The sequence below is a fragment of the Trichocoleus sp. ST-U2 genome (genome assembly GCF_039961875.1).
GTDB lineage: Bacteria > Cyanobacteriota > Cyanobacteriia > Cyanobacteriales > FACHB-T130 > FACHB-T130.
The window spans coordinates 102,901-118,681 of the sequence record NZ_JAMPJY010000015.1 but is presented as its reverse complement, the minus strand read 5'-3'; the positions used below and the strand labels follow the sequence as shown (position 1 = coordinate 118,681).

Sequence of the window (15,781 nt, the reverse complement as noted above, 5' to 3'; positions counted from 1 at the left end):
TTGAATTCAAAGTTTAAAATTAACGTTTAGGCTTGCAGCACTCCACTATTGGCTCAGAGGCAACCTCATCCAAGCCCACAGCTTGCAGGAGGACACCCCAATCATTACTGTTGGCATCAGTGCGCCGAAATTCAGAGGCGGCAGTCAAAGCCTCGTACCACATTCCATTAGCCGCATAAAGGGCAATACGCTGCGATAGAGTCGCTTTCTCTAACTGACTTTGAACAGTAAGATTTAGTGACTCTCTTTGCACCCAACCATCAACAGCATCCAAAACCTCATCTGGTTTTCTCGGGTTAAGTACGGAAAAATACCAGTGATATCTCTTGCTAATTTTTAGAGGTGCCACGGTGGATGGGAGGCGAACACTAATAACACCGGGTAGCGTGTCAGACGCCGTTAAAGTGGTCTGGTAGACATCATTGTCCTTCTCATCTTTCAGGACAAACTCTAAGGGACAGCCGGAATAAGGAACATAAAACCAAAAGGTAGGATGCTCGGCGTTCGTAAATCCCAAGGCCAATTCCGAGTTGGGAATTTTATAAACCGGAACCAATGCCTTGAGTTGCTTTTCATCAATCTTGCAGGGATTACGTCTTCCTCCTCCAGTGCGGCTCCCAGGTTCACCAAGATCGCTGGGTGGCGGGGGCGCGTTGAAAATCAACGCGGTGTTTAATTGGGCACTGGACAGACGAATCGGTGAGTCATTTCTAGTTGGAAGGCTTGATTCAAGAATTACAGATTTAGCAGGCTGTGCTTGTACTGAAGAAAAGCCGAAGGATACCAAACTGATAGCAAAGGCTAGTTGAATCGGTTGAAGAAGCGATTTGAAGCTAGTCATGGCTCAATGTTCTGAAGAATAATGCTGTCAGTGAGGCTGAGGAGCGCGGGCAGCTACCACACTCCCTCCGGTGACGACCAAAGCCAACGCCGAAGGGACAAGTGGCACCCAACCGCCCTGGCAGATTAGAGCAAAGCTAAGCCCGTATAAAACCCCAAGGGCAGGCCCCCCTGCCAGTCCTAAGCGCAGGAAATTCTGAATGCGCCACGCTAGTATGCCTCCTACCAAAGACCAACCCCAGACCCATAATGTTTCGCCCCAGTGCGACCAGACCCACAACAAGGGGCGCTCATCGAGAACAGCACTAAGAATCTGACTGACCATCTGGGCATGAACGATTACTCCTGGCATTTCCTGGTAAATCTCCTGACCCGCACTGTATGGCGTGGGAAAATAATCACCGTCACTTTGAGCAGTAACGCCGATCAAGACAATTCGATTCTTCACTGCCTCAGGCGGAACCTTATCTGTGAGTATGTCGTTTAGCGTTACTGTATCGGCAACGGGAGAGCGGTAGTGGACGGGGCGGTAATTGAGGAGTATTTGATAACCAGAGTCATCGACTTTTTGATAGCCTCCCATCGGTACTTGTAACCGCTTGAAAATAACCTTACCGGCCTGCAATTGATTTTTATTATTGTATTTGGCTTCAATCCCCTCCGCCTTTAGATAACGAAATGCTAGCTGGGCACTCAAGGCGTTTGGTGTGGCACAAGCAGATTTGGCGTTTGGGTTCATTGCGATGAGATGGCGACGGATAATACCATCAGGGTCTTTGACTAAATCACTAAAACCTTGGCGTTCTGTCGGAATTTCAGGAGGGGGTGCAATGCTTGGTTCGTTGAGCTTCTGTTCGCTAACTTTGCAAATGGCGAAGATGCGTGAAGCGAAGCTAGCGCTCTCGCTGTTTTTCAGGCGGGTGGCTAATTCTGGTTGGTTAGGGTCTACAGGGAAATCGCGATAGATATCTAAACCAATGGCTCGCGGTTGATAGGACTCCAGTTTCTCTAATAGTCTCGCTAGTGCTAAATCCGATAGTGAGCCTTTGCGGGATTTCTGCTCGGGAAGCTGAAAATCCGCTTCAGTGATGGCGACGACCAAAAGACGCGAATCCTGCCTTTCATTAGGGCGTAGCCGCACCAACTGGTCGAAAGCTTTAAGTTCCCATGACTGTAATAAACCAAACGCACGTCCCCCCATCACCAAGCCAGTGACTGCCAAACTCGCCAACAGCACCCGCCACAAACCACCCGACATTAACGAGGTTGGGGTTTGCTGGCGTATCGGTTGGGGAGAGTCAGTTGGTGATTCTGGTTCATTGAGGAAATCGTTCCAATTGGGTGGCACCTCAGCCGGATTCTGAAAAGTCACTGGTAACCAGCTAGCACCGGGAAATTCACCCTCTATCCCTTGCAACCTTTCCCGCGCTTTTCGCACAGCTACATCGAACGACCGACCGCCAGCAAACTCTGTAAGAAAGTACTTCAAAAACTCCTGTGCCACCAAATCTGGCACCGGTTCCCGCATTACAATCATTTGAGGGATGTGCAAATCCGCCAACTGCCCTGCTAACCCTAACCCATCACACGAGTTAAAAATCGCTAGTTGCAAACCGCGTGCGATCGCTTCATTCAGAGCATTCTTTAACTGAGTAATTGTTAAACTGTCGGTAGGACTGATATAAATTTGACCCGAATCACCATCAGCTTGCGTCGAACTATGCCCAGCGAAAAAAAGGATATCCCATCCCTGGCTATCCCAAAGCTGTTCATTCAATTCCCGACGCTGGGGTTCTACCAAAAAGACGGTTTGTGCATCTTTTAAATTCTCCAGCAACCGCTTATCTGCCTCAATATCAATTCCAGCCGAATCGCCCAGAATCGCCAATATCCTCACTTGCTTGGTAGAATTTTTGGCAGCTTTTCCGGGTTCAAAGTTGAGGGGACTTAAGGAGACTTCTGCTAGTGGGTAATCCCTAAAAAATCGCCAAGTATACCAGGGTAATTTTCTGAGTTGGTTGTCTTCAGTTTGAATAATGACTCGAATTTCCTGCGCTGAGTCTAGTTGCTTATAAAGTTGGCGGGAGATGTCGCTAAATCCTTCAGAATCGAGCCAAGTATCAATTCGGTTTTGTAACTCTTGACTTACTTCATAAAAATCGGCATCACAAACGTGAGTCACGTCGGAGTCATCAATTTCAATGTCTTCATCGATTGGTTGAGGTTGATGCCTGCGTATCGTCAGAGAGCGAGCCTGATAGAGTAACTCATAAAGTAATTGCCAACGACGGTATAGGTCGAGAATATCTGGGGCTGTTGGTAAGCTGCCTGTAATTTGCCGCCTTTGGGGAGTATTCTGGGATTGTAGCCAAGCTGTGACAAAAGGAAAGCCGTTGTACAAGTCACCCTTTCCTAGGTTCAAAACAACTAAATTAGTCACGGCTCTTTTCCACTAAGCGGTTCAATCACAAAATCTTCTGTAATACTGAAATCATCAAGAGCCACTTTGACACTGAAACATTTTCCCATCGGACAGGTAAATCGTTTTAGTTGAATCAAGCTATCTTGAGTTCGCGCTTTGTATTCCTGAAGCGTTGCTCCTGATTGAGAGAGGAGAATCAGTTTGATATTGGAAGGCAGGTAAGTTTGCCCACCTGCTGGATAGAGTTGCACGCGAATCCCCACTCTTTGCTCAGTCTCGGGTGCTAAACCAACCAGCAGCGCCACCGATTGATTCTCCAGTTCCATCCCTAAATCAATCAGTTTAATTCCCTCAACAAAAACCTTTCTAGCCTCTGTAACAGGAGGTCTACCTTGTCTGAAACTAAAGGCTAAATTTCCTGAGTCTGTATTCAAAAGTGTATCAATAGATTGCCAACCCGCCTCAAATACCTCTTGAAACCATTGCCCTAAGTTAATAGAGGTTTGCTTATGTGCCGCCGCTACAACAAATTTCCCTAACCGTCGCTCGTATAACTCTTGTCTCCATTGTTCGTTGGCCAGCAACGCCGCCCACTGTTCAAAACTGACAGCAAGTTGAGGAAAATAAACTGATGAGTTTCCTAGTTTTTCCAACAAGTTGTTAGCTATTTCTTTTGACAAACTCGATGCCGACTCTATCTGTATTTGTTTATTGAGAATTGGCTCCGGCTCTAGCAACATCATGGTCAAATCTTCAGCTAGATGTTGTTGAGCGATGTAGTAGGCGCGATCGCTTTCATCGTATATTCCCCTTTTCTTAAGATTTTGATGGCTAACATATCCCCACAGCCGCAGGCAAGATTCATTCTGATTGTTCACACTCACTTGTACTGCAAGATAATAGTCGGCTCTCCAGTTAGGAAGATCGACCCACTCTTGCGGAATGCAAAATTCCTCCGAATCATTACTTTCACTGGGAATAAGTGCTAGTCGAATCTTACCTACTTTGATGACACTGCCGTTAACAAATTCCCAGAGGCTTGGCAAGGATGATTCGGGAAATATGCTGGTACAATTTGACTCAAAGGTACTACTGGTAAAACTTGACTGAAAGGTACTAGCTTCTTCTGCTGGTTGCTCTTCTTCAAACCAAGCCTTAAGCCAGGGGACAAAAGTATTCAGGCAAAGGTCATTGAGATAAGCATTACAGCGGGCAGTCGCATTGGAATGGCGTTGCGATCGCTCCCATGCTTTTTCTTGAAGCTCAATTGATAGCTTTAACCACAGCTGCTTGGGATAAATGGTTGATAATTCTCGTAAACTAAACATAATTATTTTTCCTAATATCACTTACAGTTCAACAGAGTACAAAGTTTTCAACCAGACTTCAACTACCTCATTAACCTGTTCTTTTTCTGGCTCTAGAGAAAGACCAAAAACATCATAAACCCATTGGATTAGAGAACTCTGCAACTGCTGCTTGGCATGACTAGTTGCTTGTTTCACATTCCAGCTAGGTTTAAGAATTACTAGTTGTTGTTCAGCTATTCTCTGACAATATTGCATTTGTATCAGTTCTTGTATAGAAACTTCTAATTTCTTAAAGGCTTCTAACAATTGAATGTGAACTATTTGTTGATAGTAGCTTTTTAACCATGAATGAACACAATCCAGCTTAAGATTATTGATTTGAGTGATGACTGCTTCTTGTAATTGATTTTTAGCTGCGCTCAGTTCTTGAGTAACTTCAGCCAATTCAGCAATTTTTATTTTGCTACAATAATCGGCAATTTCTTCCACGTCCATTCTCTGCCCGTAGCGGAGCCGCAAAATAGTTTGCCTTAAATTATCAAGGGTTTCGATAGAATTAATTAAAGCTTCCTCAATTAAATCTGAGTGATTGGGGTTCGAGAATCTTTCCTCTAAAAATTTTTCTACATATCTTTGCGCCCAGACTTGAGGGCTAGTCTTCATTGTGTCAGTGATGAAAGTTTCAAATATCATTAGTAATGGAGTTTTATAAACATTTGATATATAACGTGCAACTGTTCCTTGGTTTATTCCAACTTTACTTGCAAATTGCTCTTGAACCAGAAGAGAAAATTCATGGGGGTAACATAACGGCATAACTGCCTTTCGGACTTCCTGAGGAATCTTACTGCGAATTTTTTCGAGGCTATTATTAATCTGCTGTATTTCTTTCCGAAACATTAGATCAGCCCGTCCCATAAAATCTACTGGTTTCTCTTCCAACTCAAAAAATTCCCAAGGATTCATAGATGGTTCGTGCTGTTTTTCATAACTATCTGCATCGCGAGAAATTTCAACTAGTATTGGATAATGTTGCAACGCTTCAATGCAGATTTTCATCCATTTTTTAATCATTTCAGGCGTTACTTCTGGACTAGAAGACACCTGTAGAGGTGCATCAGCCTGAAATCGATTGGAGTTGTAGTCCCTAGTTGTTTCTTCAAAATCCAGGAGTTCCGGTTCAGGCCATCTTCTAGTAGTTCTTGTGGTAGGATTATGAACTCTATTATTTTTGTAAATTGGTACGAAGTATTGCCAAGCAAAAATGTATCGAGTAATATTCGGCTCAATTATTCCTTGTCTTAAAAGGGCTTCTCGTAATTTTTGTTTTTCATTATTAAATTTTCTTCGGCTACTTAAGTCTACGTCACACAACAGATGCCAAGGAGATTCACAATTTATCTGGTCTAAGATGGTATTTCTTAAGGCACCTTGTAGATAAGTTTTTAGATTAGCACCGCTAGCATCTTGAAAGTTGTACCCCTGAATGCATTTTTTCAGTTTTTCTCGGTTATATAAGAAATCACTTGTCAGATCAAAAAACTTGATGCAAGTTGCTGTAGGAAATGGAAATTTTCGAGAAAATTGCTGGACAAAATGACATCGAGATAGGTCAAAATAAGCAACTAGATGCAAATGAGCTAACTGCCGTTCAAACTCAGATTTTGAATCATCGTCGAGCGTTTCTCCAAAATATTGAACGTAATGGCTATCTTCCCATTCTGGATGTAACTGAACTTGCTTCTCCATTCTGCTTCTTAATTGCTTTTGAATTGATGGTTTAAAGCTGGGATAACCGTTGTCACTTCTGCAAGCATATAATATGCAGAATTTGTCAATGGTATTCTGACATCCTAAGCTCGACATTTTGGCTTCCTCGTTGAAATCTAGAACACGGTGTTGTAGATACTTCAGTTTTGGCAATGCTAACTCAAAGTCCCAAAGTTATGTCCTAGTGGACAGGAAACCGAACCCTGGGTAGTTCTACTAAACTTATTGAGGTACAGAAAAGGTTTTTATGTAGAAGAGCGATTTTTTTCGGGGGAGACGGACAGAAGGCGAACCAACTTGCGTAAATATTTATACCCAAGATACCTGACCGTACTCATCAGTATATCCGTCAAATTTCTTAAGCAACTGAGAGATGGCGATGACGCTCTGTTGGTCAATTGGTGTGAACTGATGGTGAGCCGTCCTGATGGTAAGGTGATCTACAAAAACTCGTTTGCCACCAACCACACCATTATTGATAACACCGTAGCAGAGATCATCCTAGCGGGTCGTACTCGATGGAAGGTGGAAAACGAGAACAACAACACCCTCAAGATCAAGAGCTACAACCTGGAACATAATTTTGGGCGCGGCAAGCAGTATCTCCCCTCGTTCCTCGCCACCCTCAACATCCTGCCCCTACTATTCCGCACGTTGTTGGAGCTGCTCGACCAGAAATACAAACTCCTACCTTCTCACTTGCCTACCCGCAAAACCTTCTTCGATGATTTGCGTGTTTTAACCCGTTCAGGACTTACGCAACTGTCACAAGCAATGGCGCGGCGTAGTCGCGCGCCAAGCAAATAAAGGACAAACATAGTAACATCTGGACGTTTTAGTTGCTGAACTAAATAATTTGACAACAACCCATGTTTAATTTCTTAATACAAAGAAAAAAGGAAAAGGTAGATTTCAAAAGCGCTAATCCAATTATGCGGCTGAGGGACGGGATAGCGGTGAGGACGTGGAAGAACTTAGCAGGAGTTGACCACGTTTTCTTAGCCGATGCCAATGACCGAATGGTTTACGGGGGTGATGTGGGTTGGATTCATAGTCAAGGATTAAATCAAGCGATCGCCAGAACTAGAAGAGACTTTACTTGAGATAAAACACGTGATCGCTATTGTGATACCTTCCTCTCGGCATTGGGGTATCCCTACTGGTGCGAGTTCTCCTCTGGCAATTAGTCCCCTAAAACATTGGCTACGAAACCTATACAGGCTAATGAATTGCAACAGATTGTTAGCTTTGCAACCCTCTTAGTCTCTAGGAATTGAATTCAGGTAAAAATAAACATTTCGGAGCGCCGAAATGGTTGCCCTTGCAACTTAGTCTCTAGGCATTGAGCTTTGGTGGGTGTGGCCATGACAACACTAACTACAGACTGTGTAAGGTAGAACTGTATGTACTAGCTCCTCTTGTGGGCTGAGTAAGCTGGTCTTTGTGAGAGTGCCACTCAGTGGTGACTGAGTGGCTAGACATCCAGCCAACCCAAGCAAGACCAACGCGATCGCTCTCCACCCCATCGATTAGTTCCCAAGCGAACTAACTCCATGATTAAATAGCTTTTTAGAACAACACTTCTGATAAGTAAATGAGTCGCCTAGCCGCGAAAACTCTGGTGATGACAACACCGCTGCCACTAACCCAACACCCGGCGGCGGTATATTTGGATGGGCTGGCGGATGGTTCTAGACCGACAATGAGACAGGCATTGGATGCGATCGCTCGACTCTTGACGAACAATCAGTGCGATGCGATGACACTGAATTGGGCAGCGCTGCGTTATCAGAATACTGCGGCTATCCGCACGGCGCTGATGAAACGATACGCCCCGGCGACAGCGAATAAGATGCTGTGTGCGTTGAGAAGAGTGCTCAAAGAGGCGCTGAGATTGGATTTGATGGATGCGACTGATTATGCTCATGCGGTGGATTTTCCGAGCGTAAAGGTCAAAAAAGGACTCAGAGGACGGGCACTGAGTCCTGATGAAATTGCCGCGCTCTTTCAGGTGTGCGTTGATGACGCAACACCCACGGGTGCTAGAGATGCGGCGCTCATCGCTATTTTGAGGGGCGCTGGATTGCGTCGGGCTGAAGCAGTCAAGTTGGACTTGAAAGATTTTAATGCCAGCCGCGGTCAGCTGGAAGTGCGCGACGGGAAAGGCGGGAAAGACCGCACGGTGTATTTGTCGAGTGTAGCGAGCACACTTGTGGAAGACTGGCTTGTTGTCAGAGGCTTGTCACCAGGTCCGCTATTATGTCCCATCAGGAAAGGCGGACGGGTGGAACGGCGACGGATGACTCCCCAAGCGGTGTTATTGATTGTGCAAAAACGCGCGAATGAAGCTCTTGTAGCGGCGTTTTCTCCCCACGATTTTAGAAGGACGTTCTGCTCAGACCTCCTCGATGCTGGTACTGATATTGTCACGGTGCAGAAACTCGCGGGACACGCTTCACCAGTGACCACTGCCAAGTATGACCGACGCGGGGAAGAGACGAAGCGAAAAGCTGTGGAGCGGTTGGATATTCCTTACACTCGGCGAGAGCGAGGGTGCTAGAGCATCTATCTGAAAATCTCGGAGGGAGTACCAAATTTGTGGTCTATCCTTCATCGGGGATATCAGTCGCCCCGATGACAAATTCTACTGTACGCCATCGACGATTCGGTTTATGCAACAGGGCGCAGATCCCATTATCAAATTCCCCGGTTCGATAGCACTTCAATCTGGAGTTCCTCTGTAGTTGATGGGTTTGCTGCAAGGCATCTGTGAAATCCCTTGCTTGAATGCCCAACTCTCTGACACTTTTAGGCACTCCACTTTGAATCCAACCGCTTTGTTTAGCGGAAGCTGCCACTGGTCGGTGCAAGGCATCTAGAATCTGTTTGCGCTCAGAGCTACCAGGCTGTGGAGTATAGACAGTATTCTCGGTCAAAGCTTTCCGAGTTGCCCCCACTGAGGACCGAAGGACGTGCGAGTGACGACTAATTTTCTGATTCCAAGAACTCGTCCGGGTCTAGCCAAAGCAGGATGAAGGCGCAATGCATTCACCGCGGTCCATGTCCCCCGAAAAATCGCTCTCAAAATTGAGCGCTCGCACTCAGCCTAAAACTCATAATTTACCAATGTCCCGGTCAAAAGCGAGATTAACCTTCGGAGTTAACGATTCATGAATAGAGCGAAAAGTCAGTCCAGCGAGAGACTTTAGCTTCGTCTACCCGGAGTTACCGCTTGTCGTACCCAAGTGGCGTTTCCACAGGGCGGAATGCTTGTCTATCTGGTGCTGACAAAAGAAAGTTACCGCTTGCCGAACCCAAGTGGCGTTTCCACGGGTTTGAGGTCTTCAACCCCATAATTGATTCGCTTATTTTCCCCGTCTGGTTGCACCTCGTAGTAGCCGAAATCTGTCACCTTCCTGACCGTGCCTAGCTTTCCGATATAAGGCGATAAAGGACTCCAAGAACTTGGGTCAATACAGACCCGCGAACCCACTCGGAGTAAAGACCTCACCTTGAGGGTTTTGATGCGTCGTTGCTGCTGCGGGTCTAGAAGCTTCCAAGCTTCATTCTTGTAAGCCTCATATAAAGAAACCGCATTCTCTATCTCGGCCCAAGTCTGACACTGCAACAATAAGTTAGCTAATTGGAGTGCTGGAGTTTCCTCAGCAGCATTAGACGTGGTGTCTGATGCTGCTGACTGTAAGTTGGCTAATTGTCCCTCTAGGGTTTCCTCGCAGGTGACAGACACAGCGTCCAATCCTAGTGACTCTTCAGAACCCTTATCTAATAAAAGGTTGAACCTCGGTGTCACCTGAGGAGTTTCCCATTGTTCATGATTAGATTGGATTGTCAGTGCCTCTTTAGATATTGGATCTCCTTTATAAATTAAAGAAGATTCGTCACTTAAGCTAGAAACCTTGACCAGCAAAGCTTCTGACCCGTCACCCAATCCATGACTCAATCCGTCATCTTCCGAGCGACCGCCAGAATTCTCATCCGTCACCCGCTGCATCAACAAAAAGTCATGGGTTGGAATCTCTTGATCCCAATCAGTCCGCAACCTCAAACCCTGAATAAACTTCCCGATTTTCGTCACCTTGCGCGACACCTCCCAACCCAAGACACTCCGACACAACTCCAATAAATCTGGACTGAAATTCTTATTGGCTTTGGGAGAAGTCCCGGATTGTTTGCAGTGCAAGCAATACGACCCGTACAAAGTCCGAGGAGTGCCATTGAATCCCTCCTCCTTATCGTTACCAACCGGAGTCACAGCCAAAACATCGTAAATTACCCAGTCATTGACCCAGGCGGCAATCGAATCAACCCGGGCGCGGTTTTCCCAAAATTCCAACGTGCATTCTGGGATATCCACCAGCCCCATCAGCACCTTAGTCACGTGAGCATCCGAAAGACTTAAAACATGATTGGTAAAAGCATCTAACTCGCCGGTGAACTCAGCATTTAGGTCGCGACGCGAGCGGGTGGAGACCGGGTTATTGCAAGGGACCGTAATCACCCGTCGCGCTATTCGGGAGGCAGCATCCCCGGTGAAGATAGGAAGATTCGATAAAACCAGCGTCAAACCGTCATATTGATACTGGAAGCCTTTTTTCCCCTTCTCTTCAGCACGTATCCAATCATCACCCGTTAGAGAGAGAAACTTACCAAGTTTCCCAGTCTGCTTATCTTCATCCCAGAACACGACTAAACGCTTTTTATAAGCGTTGGCAGCTTCAAATCGATTTCCACACCAATCTTCCAAAGTCGTGCTGTAGATGTTGTCAGAGCCGATTAAATCGGTTAGCAATCGTCCAAAGGTTCCCTTACCTGTTCCACCCAGACCAATCAAGTGCAGGAACTTGTGCAGGTCTTTGCGCCCTTTTAAGACCGCATTGCAAAAACACAGTAAGGTTTCCTTAATCGCTGTATTCCCGTTGGAAAGATGGTCGAGAAACGCTTCAATCCGGCTCCAATTCGTTCCATTCGGGTCGTGGTCGCGGGGTAACTGCCAGGTGAAGTGATAACCGGGCGAGTGAGGGAGGAGCTTACAAGTCGAGATTTCCAGAACCCCATTGCGGAAAGGGAGCAGTTGTTTCGGGGAGGGTTCTACCCATTTGCGTTTAATCAGCAAAACCCGTAGGCTCTTCACCACGTTGGTGACATAGCTATAGGCACCATAGCCTCTGATTCCTTTAGAATCCAAAATTTTGGCGACAATCGACTCCATATATTCATTCGTCTCGATAGACCACATCCCAGGATTGTCAGCTTCATAGCGCATCCAATAACCGATTTCATCGTTGAAGGCGAGTTGTTCGCGGTATTCTGCGGCGATTTCATGAGCCACCATATCTGCTGGGGGAATCTTTCCGGTTCTTTGACGCTGATTGTCAGAACTGCGATATCCGTGAAACTGCTGTTCCAGTTTCTTGAGCCACTCACTATAAGGCGTCGCGTTATTCACAACTTCGTCCCATTTCTCTTGACCATGAGCCACGATGAAATCATCGCAACCCTTCCCTAGTTGTAAATCCCAAGTGACAATGCGGACAATCGCTTTGGCAATATTGAGCAGATGACCTAAGAACTTGAGTGCGGATTGGACTTCGGACTTGACCACAATATCAGCGTCAAATGCCAAGTCAACCGGGCGTCCTGCGGTAACGAAAGGTTGTAAGGTCGGTATCAAAGTCCGTTTCTTTTGTTGACCGTTCCAGACCCCAGTTAGAGCGATTCCAACGTAGCCACCGGAAAGCAAGCACGCGGCTTTTTTAACGCCCTCGGTAATGGTAATCGGGATTTCCGGGTGTTCTAGTACCCAAGCCCAGAAACCGATGGCTTCTCCCAAATCATTGATTTCAATCTGATGAGGCATAGTCACCCCATAACGACAAGCGACCAGGTGCCAAGCACTCAAAGAAATTCGCAGGAAGATAGCTTCTGAGACAGCACCTTTGGGGAAACTGAAATATTTTTGCGGTTTATCCGAATCGGGAAATTGAATCGGTTCGTTGGGTTTGAACTGCCCGAAATTTCGGTCAGCGCCGGTTATCGGGTCAATTCCTTGAACGTACCACCCAGATGTGCCGCCGTAGGCTTTCCAGGAGAGTAGCTGAGCAATTTTGGTTGGGTCATCTAGACTTTTGAGGTTGAGGCAGGCGATTTCATCCAAGATTCCACTACCGTTGATCCATTCTTCCCGGTGAGTTGGGAAAGATCCGACTGAAGAAAAAGATTTGTTTCCAGATGTTGGCGCAACCATAAAAACCCCCAAAAGCATATGTAGGGCGCGATGGAGGCTCTGGAGCGAGGATTTATTGAATCTTTGAAGCAACTTGAGCAAAAAAAGTTGAAAATTTTGACAAGTTTGGAGCCAGATTCAGTAAAATGTAATTGCCACGGTCTAGCTCCCCACGATTGATTTCGTGGTTAGCCTTCATCGCGCATTCTCAGTTGGTGATATCGTCGTCAAACTTTCACACCTTCTGAGTTAGGAAAAAATTCCTAGCCCGTGGCAAATATTTAGTTGTTGATCAACAGCGCTCTTTCCGAGTGCTTTTCCGGAAGCTGAAGTCACTTCCGGGTTGACTTCTCAGAACGCGGTCGTCCTGGAAGCATTCGATGCCAAGTCAACTTGCGAGGCCTGAAAGAATTATAAGCGGGCAGGTTGAACTCGCACGCGAAATTGATCGAGATTTTGCTTCGTTTTTAGGAAAATCCTGATTTCTGTAGTCTGCAAGCACATTCGGTTAAGTTTATTGAAGTTGTCAGCGTGCGATCACTCCCGCCCGCTCTAGGTCTGTTTTAGATTCCAATAACGATTCCGATTTACCTTGTGCGATCGCTCTCGCCAGCTCTGGGTCTGTTCTAGAAAGTCTAATAGCGCTCCCAATTCACCTTGTGCGATCGCTCTTGCCCGCTCTGGGTCTGTTTTAGATTCCAATAACGATTCCGATTTACCTTGTGCGATCGCTCTCGCCCGCTCTAGGTCTGTTTTAGAAAGTCCAATAACGCTCCCCACCTTGAGCGATCGCTTAAGGTGAGTAAAGTTGCTGTGCAAAGTGCGGCGGTACGCTATAACCCAGAAGCGAGCCTGCCACATTGATTGGTTCGGGTAAGTAATACCAGTTAGGGAAAGCTTGAAGCCGCGCTGCTGCTTCCACCGTTAATCTCTTAACCGTGCCGTCATCAAACCACAAATCAATAAACCGGCTGCGAACAGCTTGTTTTTGGTCTGTAAAGATGGCTCTCTTAATCGTCCAGATTGGCTCCGTGGGTTCCCTCAGTTTCGGCAAAGCGTTCCTAAACCCAATGCGCTCAATTAAGAGAGCTGGAATCCCCGGACAAATCGCCAGCTTCTCCTCAAGTACCTTCTGTTGATTTGGGAGAAGTTGAGAGTCAGGCAGCGATGGGATTAAATCTTTAACAAACTCATACCAGCCCACCCGGCTTTGCCCCGGTGGTAGCCCTGGCGCTTTTCCTCTTGCGGCTTTGACAATCAATCGCTTTCGAGACTGAGGAACCCCATAATCTGCCGTATCCAGCACTGCGGCTGTTATCTGATATCCCAACGCTACAAGCTCATCCTGAATAAGAAGCCATGATTTGGATTGTCTATATCCTGATACGTTCTCCAGCGTGAAACATTTGGGCTGCAATACCCGTATCGCAGTGGCTACAGCAGTTGCCGCTTCCAAATCTACTGATTGCTCGGTACCGTTTCCCAGCGCCTTACTAAAGTTTGAGCAGACCGGAGAAGCGTGCAGATAATCCGGCTGGGGGAATCCGGGGAAACCGGCTACAGCAAGTTCTTGAACCGTTTGTTGAACGACCTGAGTGCCATAGGGTTTAAAGTTCAGCGATAACGAGGCAGCAAGTGCGGCAGAAAGTTCTGTTCGACTGGGGTCGCATTCCACGCTCAAGACAGGTCTAACACCAGCCATGACCATGCCAGCTTCTACCCCACCGCCTCCAGCAAACAGTACAACAGCCGTTGGAGCATCATCCGGTAGGGTGGGAGCATGACCTAAATATTTGAGTACCTTTTGGCGTTTTTGACCGTCAGCGGTTTTATAAGTTTCGACCAGGTAACGGTAAGGTTGTCCCTTAATAATTTTAGTTCGGATAAACATGACCGGAGTGCCTAACCTTAGGGCTATGTTAGGCATTCTACTAATCAGTTGGGTTCGGGTCAATCAACTGGAGTGCCTAACTCTAGGGCAATGTTAGGCACTCTATACAACGGATGCCGATTTAACAGAAACATAGTTCCAGCTCTTGGATGGGATTTAGATGTCGCAAAACTGAAATTCCGCTTGACGGGACTGAAAGGTCATTAAAATCATCCGCCAGTTAAGCGGAAATAAGCGTGAGACAATAGCTTTTTAGAAAGCAATTTCAAGACAGAGTGAGAGAGAGGTTTGTGTTTTCGAGAAGAGTTACTAGCACTCATTCACATCACTGCTCCCATCAGAAGTGGACAATCCTTGGGTATTGGATAAATAGCTTTCATTGATAGAGAATGGCTACAACCCACAGGAGTCTAAGCGATAAAAAAATGAATTCATAAAAGGTTGTCTAGTTGGCTCTGATGGAGCTAATTCAATATGTATCACAACAGAGGGAAGATGTCCCAATGGTGCTTCATCTAGATGAAAAGTGAGATTATTATAACCACTGAAGGTTGGGTAATAGTAACTGCAATTACTTCTATTACCGGAACCACACACCCATTCTAAGAGTTGTATCTATTAGAGTGGGTTGCTTCGGAATATTAACGGTGAACTCGGTTATTCTGTTGACTTCTGCGACGGTTGCGGTGACGGTAAAATTTCTTTCGTCTTCTCGAAGGAAGTAGAGGGTTGAACGTCAGCGCTCACATGAAATTCTTCAAAAGCTGCACTTCTAGCAAACTCCTCAATTAGTGTTGAAATGCTACATTGCTCCGCTTTAGCTTTAGCTTCTAGCTTTGCTTTTCCGGTGGGAGTAATCGTTAGATTTAATCTTTCTTTTAGCTCATCGTAAATTAATCCTTTCCCTCGCTGGCACTGCTTTCCTTTGTGGCTTGGCTTTTTTCGGTGTTCTGGCCTGATACTACTCTTTCTAATCTTTGCCATCGGTTACTCCAGTTTATACGCACGAACCAAATTCCAAAATTTATTTTCTAATACCAGCGTAGAAGGCGTTCTATAAGGATGCTTGAAAAATTCTATCTGTTCTAACCCTTACCATACATAAATTTTGTTTATGTGCATAAATGGAGAATTTTCAGCCTTCTATAACTATAGAAGGGGTTTATAGAAGATTTTTGTCAAAATTAAAGTTTAATCACTTCAATTTTTGCAAGACTTTGTTCTTAGTTCTTGGCTCCTAATTAAGCGCTTTAATCAAATTTATCTTTAACGTAACCGCCTAAAAAGCTTGCTGGAGAAGCTTT

General features: G+C 45.8%; 11 protein-coding genes and 1 pseudogene. 3 read left to right on the top strand and 9 right to left on the bottom strand.

Annotation, left to right across the window (positions count from 1 at the left end; translation table 11 throughout):
* Positions 1-19 precede the first annotated feature (19 nt).
* The 4 genes from NC996_RS12725 to NC996_RS12710 are packed head-to-tail and all read right to left on the bottom strand — an operon-like array spanning position 20 to position 6,321.
* The gene (locus NC996_RS12725; protein WP_190433912.1) at positions 20-841 is read right to left on the bottom strand and encodes a DUF928 domain-containing protein; all 822 of its coding nucleotides are present in this window, start codon (positions 839-841) and stop codon (positions 20-22) included.
* Positions 842-868: 27 nt separating this feature from the next.
* Positions 869-3,280 carry a CHASE2 domain-containing protein gene (locus NC996_RS12720; RefSeq protein WP_190433914.1) on the bottom strand — a complete coding sequence of 804 codons (2,412 nt, stop codon included), beginning with the start codon at positions 3,278-3,280 and terminating at the stop codon, positions 869-871.
* Entirely contained in the window at positions 3,277-4,590 is a 1,314-nt protein-coding gene (locus NC996_RS12715; protein ID WP_190433916.1) for a DUF1822 family protein, read from the bottom strand. Before NC996_RS12715 ends, NC996_RS12720 begins: the two co-directional genes overlap by 4 nt.
* 21 nt (positions 4,591-4,611) lie before the next feature.
* Entirely contained in the window at positions 4,612-6,321 is a 1,710-nt protein-coding gene (locus NC996_RS12710) for an XRE family transcriptional regulator (protein WP_190690604.1), read from the bottom strand.
* A 387-nt stretch (positions 6,322-6,708) separates the two neighbouring features.
* Between NC996_RS12710 and NC996_RS12705 the strand changes: the two are divergent.
* The 3 genes and pseudogenes from NC996_RS12705 to NC996_RS12695 form a co-directional block, all read left to right on the top strand.
* Positions 6,709-7,149, top strand: a pseudogene (locus NC996_RS12705) (hypothetical protein); the annotation flags it as partial.
* Between the two features lie 125 nt (positions 7,150-7,274).
* On the top strand, positions 7,275-7,445 hold the full coding sequence (locus NC996_RS12700; RefSeq protein WP_206753518.1) for a hypothetical protein: 171 nt from the start codon (positions 7,275-7,277) through the stop codon (positions 7,443-7,445).
* A gap of 491 nt (positions 7,446-7,936) precedes the next feature.
* On the top strand, positions 7,937-8,902 hold the full coding sequence (locus NC996_RS12695) for a tyrosine-type recombinase/integrase (RefSeq protein WP_190690605.1): 966 nt from the start codon (positions 7,937-7,939) through the stop codon (positions 8,900-8,902).
* A 43-nt stretch (positions 8,903-8,945) separates the two neighbouring features.
* Here NC996_RS12695 and NC996_RS12690 read toward each other — a convergent pair whose 3' ends face one another.
* From NC996_RS12690 to NC996_RS12670, 5 genes are all read right to left on the bottom strand, one after another.
* Positions 8,946-9,278 (bottom strand): hypothetical protein, encoded by a 333-nt coding sequence (locus tag NC996_RS12690; protein WP_190690606.1) that lies wholly within the window; start codon positions 9,276-9,278, stop codon positions 8,946-8,948.
* Between the two features lie 362 nt (positions 9,279-9,640).
* A complete protein-coding gene (locus NC996_RS12685) occupies positions 9,641-12,607 on the bottom strand; it encodes a DUF3854 domain-containing protein (RefSeq protein WP_190690607.1) in 2,967 nt (988 codons plus the stop codon).
* Positions 12,608-13,138: 531 nt separating this feature from the next.
* Positions 13,139-13,405, bottom strand: a complete 267-nt coding sequence (locus tag NC996_RS12680) for a hypothetical protein (RefSeq protein ID WP_190690608.1) — start codon at positions 13,403-13,405, stop codon at positions 13,139-13,141.
* On the bottom strand, positions 13,380-14,477 hold the full coding sequence (locus NC996_RS12675; protein ID WP_190690609.1) for a DNA cytosine methyltransferase: 1,098 nt from the start codon (positions 14,475-14,477) through the stop codon (positions 13,380-13,382). Before NC996_RS12675 ends, NC996_RS12680 begins: the two co-directional genes overlap by 26 nt.
* Before the next feature lie 657 nt (positions 14,478-15,134).
* Positions 15,135-15,461, bottom strand: coding sequence for a hypothetical protein (locus NC996_RS12670; RefSeq protein WP_190690610.1), 327 nt, complete (start codon positions 15,459-15,461; stop codon positions 15,135-15,137).
* Between the last annotated feature and the right edge of the window lie 320 nt (positions 15,462-15,781).

Coding starts and splice junctions, on each gene's coding strand:
- NC996_RS12710 (WP_190690604.1), bottom strand. CDS start 6,321: ATGGAGAAGCAAGTTCAGTTACATCCAGAATGGGAAGATAGCCATTAC.
- NC996_RS12670 (WP_190690610.1), bottom strand. CDS start 15,461: ATGGCAAAGATTAGAAAGAGTAGTATCAGGCCAGAACACCGAAAAAAG.
- NC996_RS12675 (WP_190690609.1), bottom strand. CDS start 14,477: ATGTTTATCCGAACTAAAATTATTAAGGGACAACCTTACCGTTACCTG.
- NC996_RS12725 (WP_190433912.1), bottom strand. CDS start 841: ATGACTAGCTTCAAATCGCTTCTTCAACCGATTCAACTAGCCTTTGCT.
- NC996_RS12700 (WP_206753518.1), top strand. CDS start 7,275: ATGCGGCTGAGGGACGGGATAGCGGTGAGGACGTGGAAGAACTTAGCA.
- NC996_RS12715 (WP_190433916.1), bottom strand. CDS start 4,590: ATGTTTAGTTTACGAGAATTATCAACCATTTATCCCAAGCAGCTGTGG.
- NC996_RS12695 (WP_190690605.1), top strand. CDS start 7,937: ATGAGTCGCCTAGCCGCGAAAACTCTGGTGATGACAACACCGCTGCCA.
- NC996_RS12685 (WP_190690607.1), bottom strand. CDS start 12,607: ATGGTTGCGCCAACATCTGGAAACAAATCTTTTTCTTCAGTCGGATCT.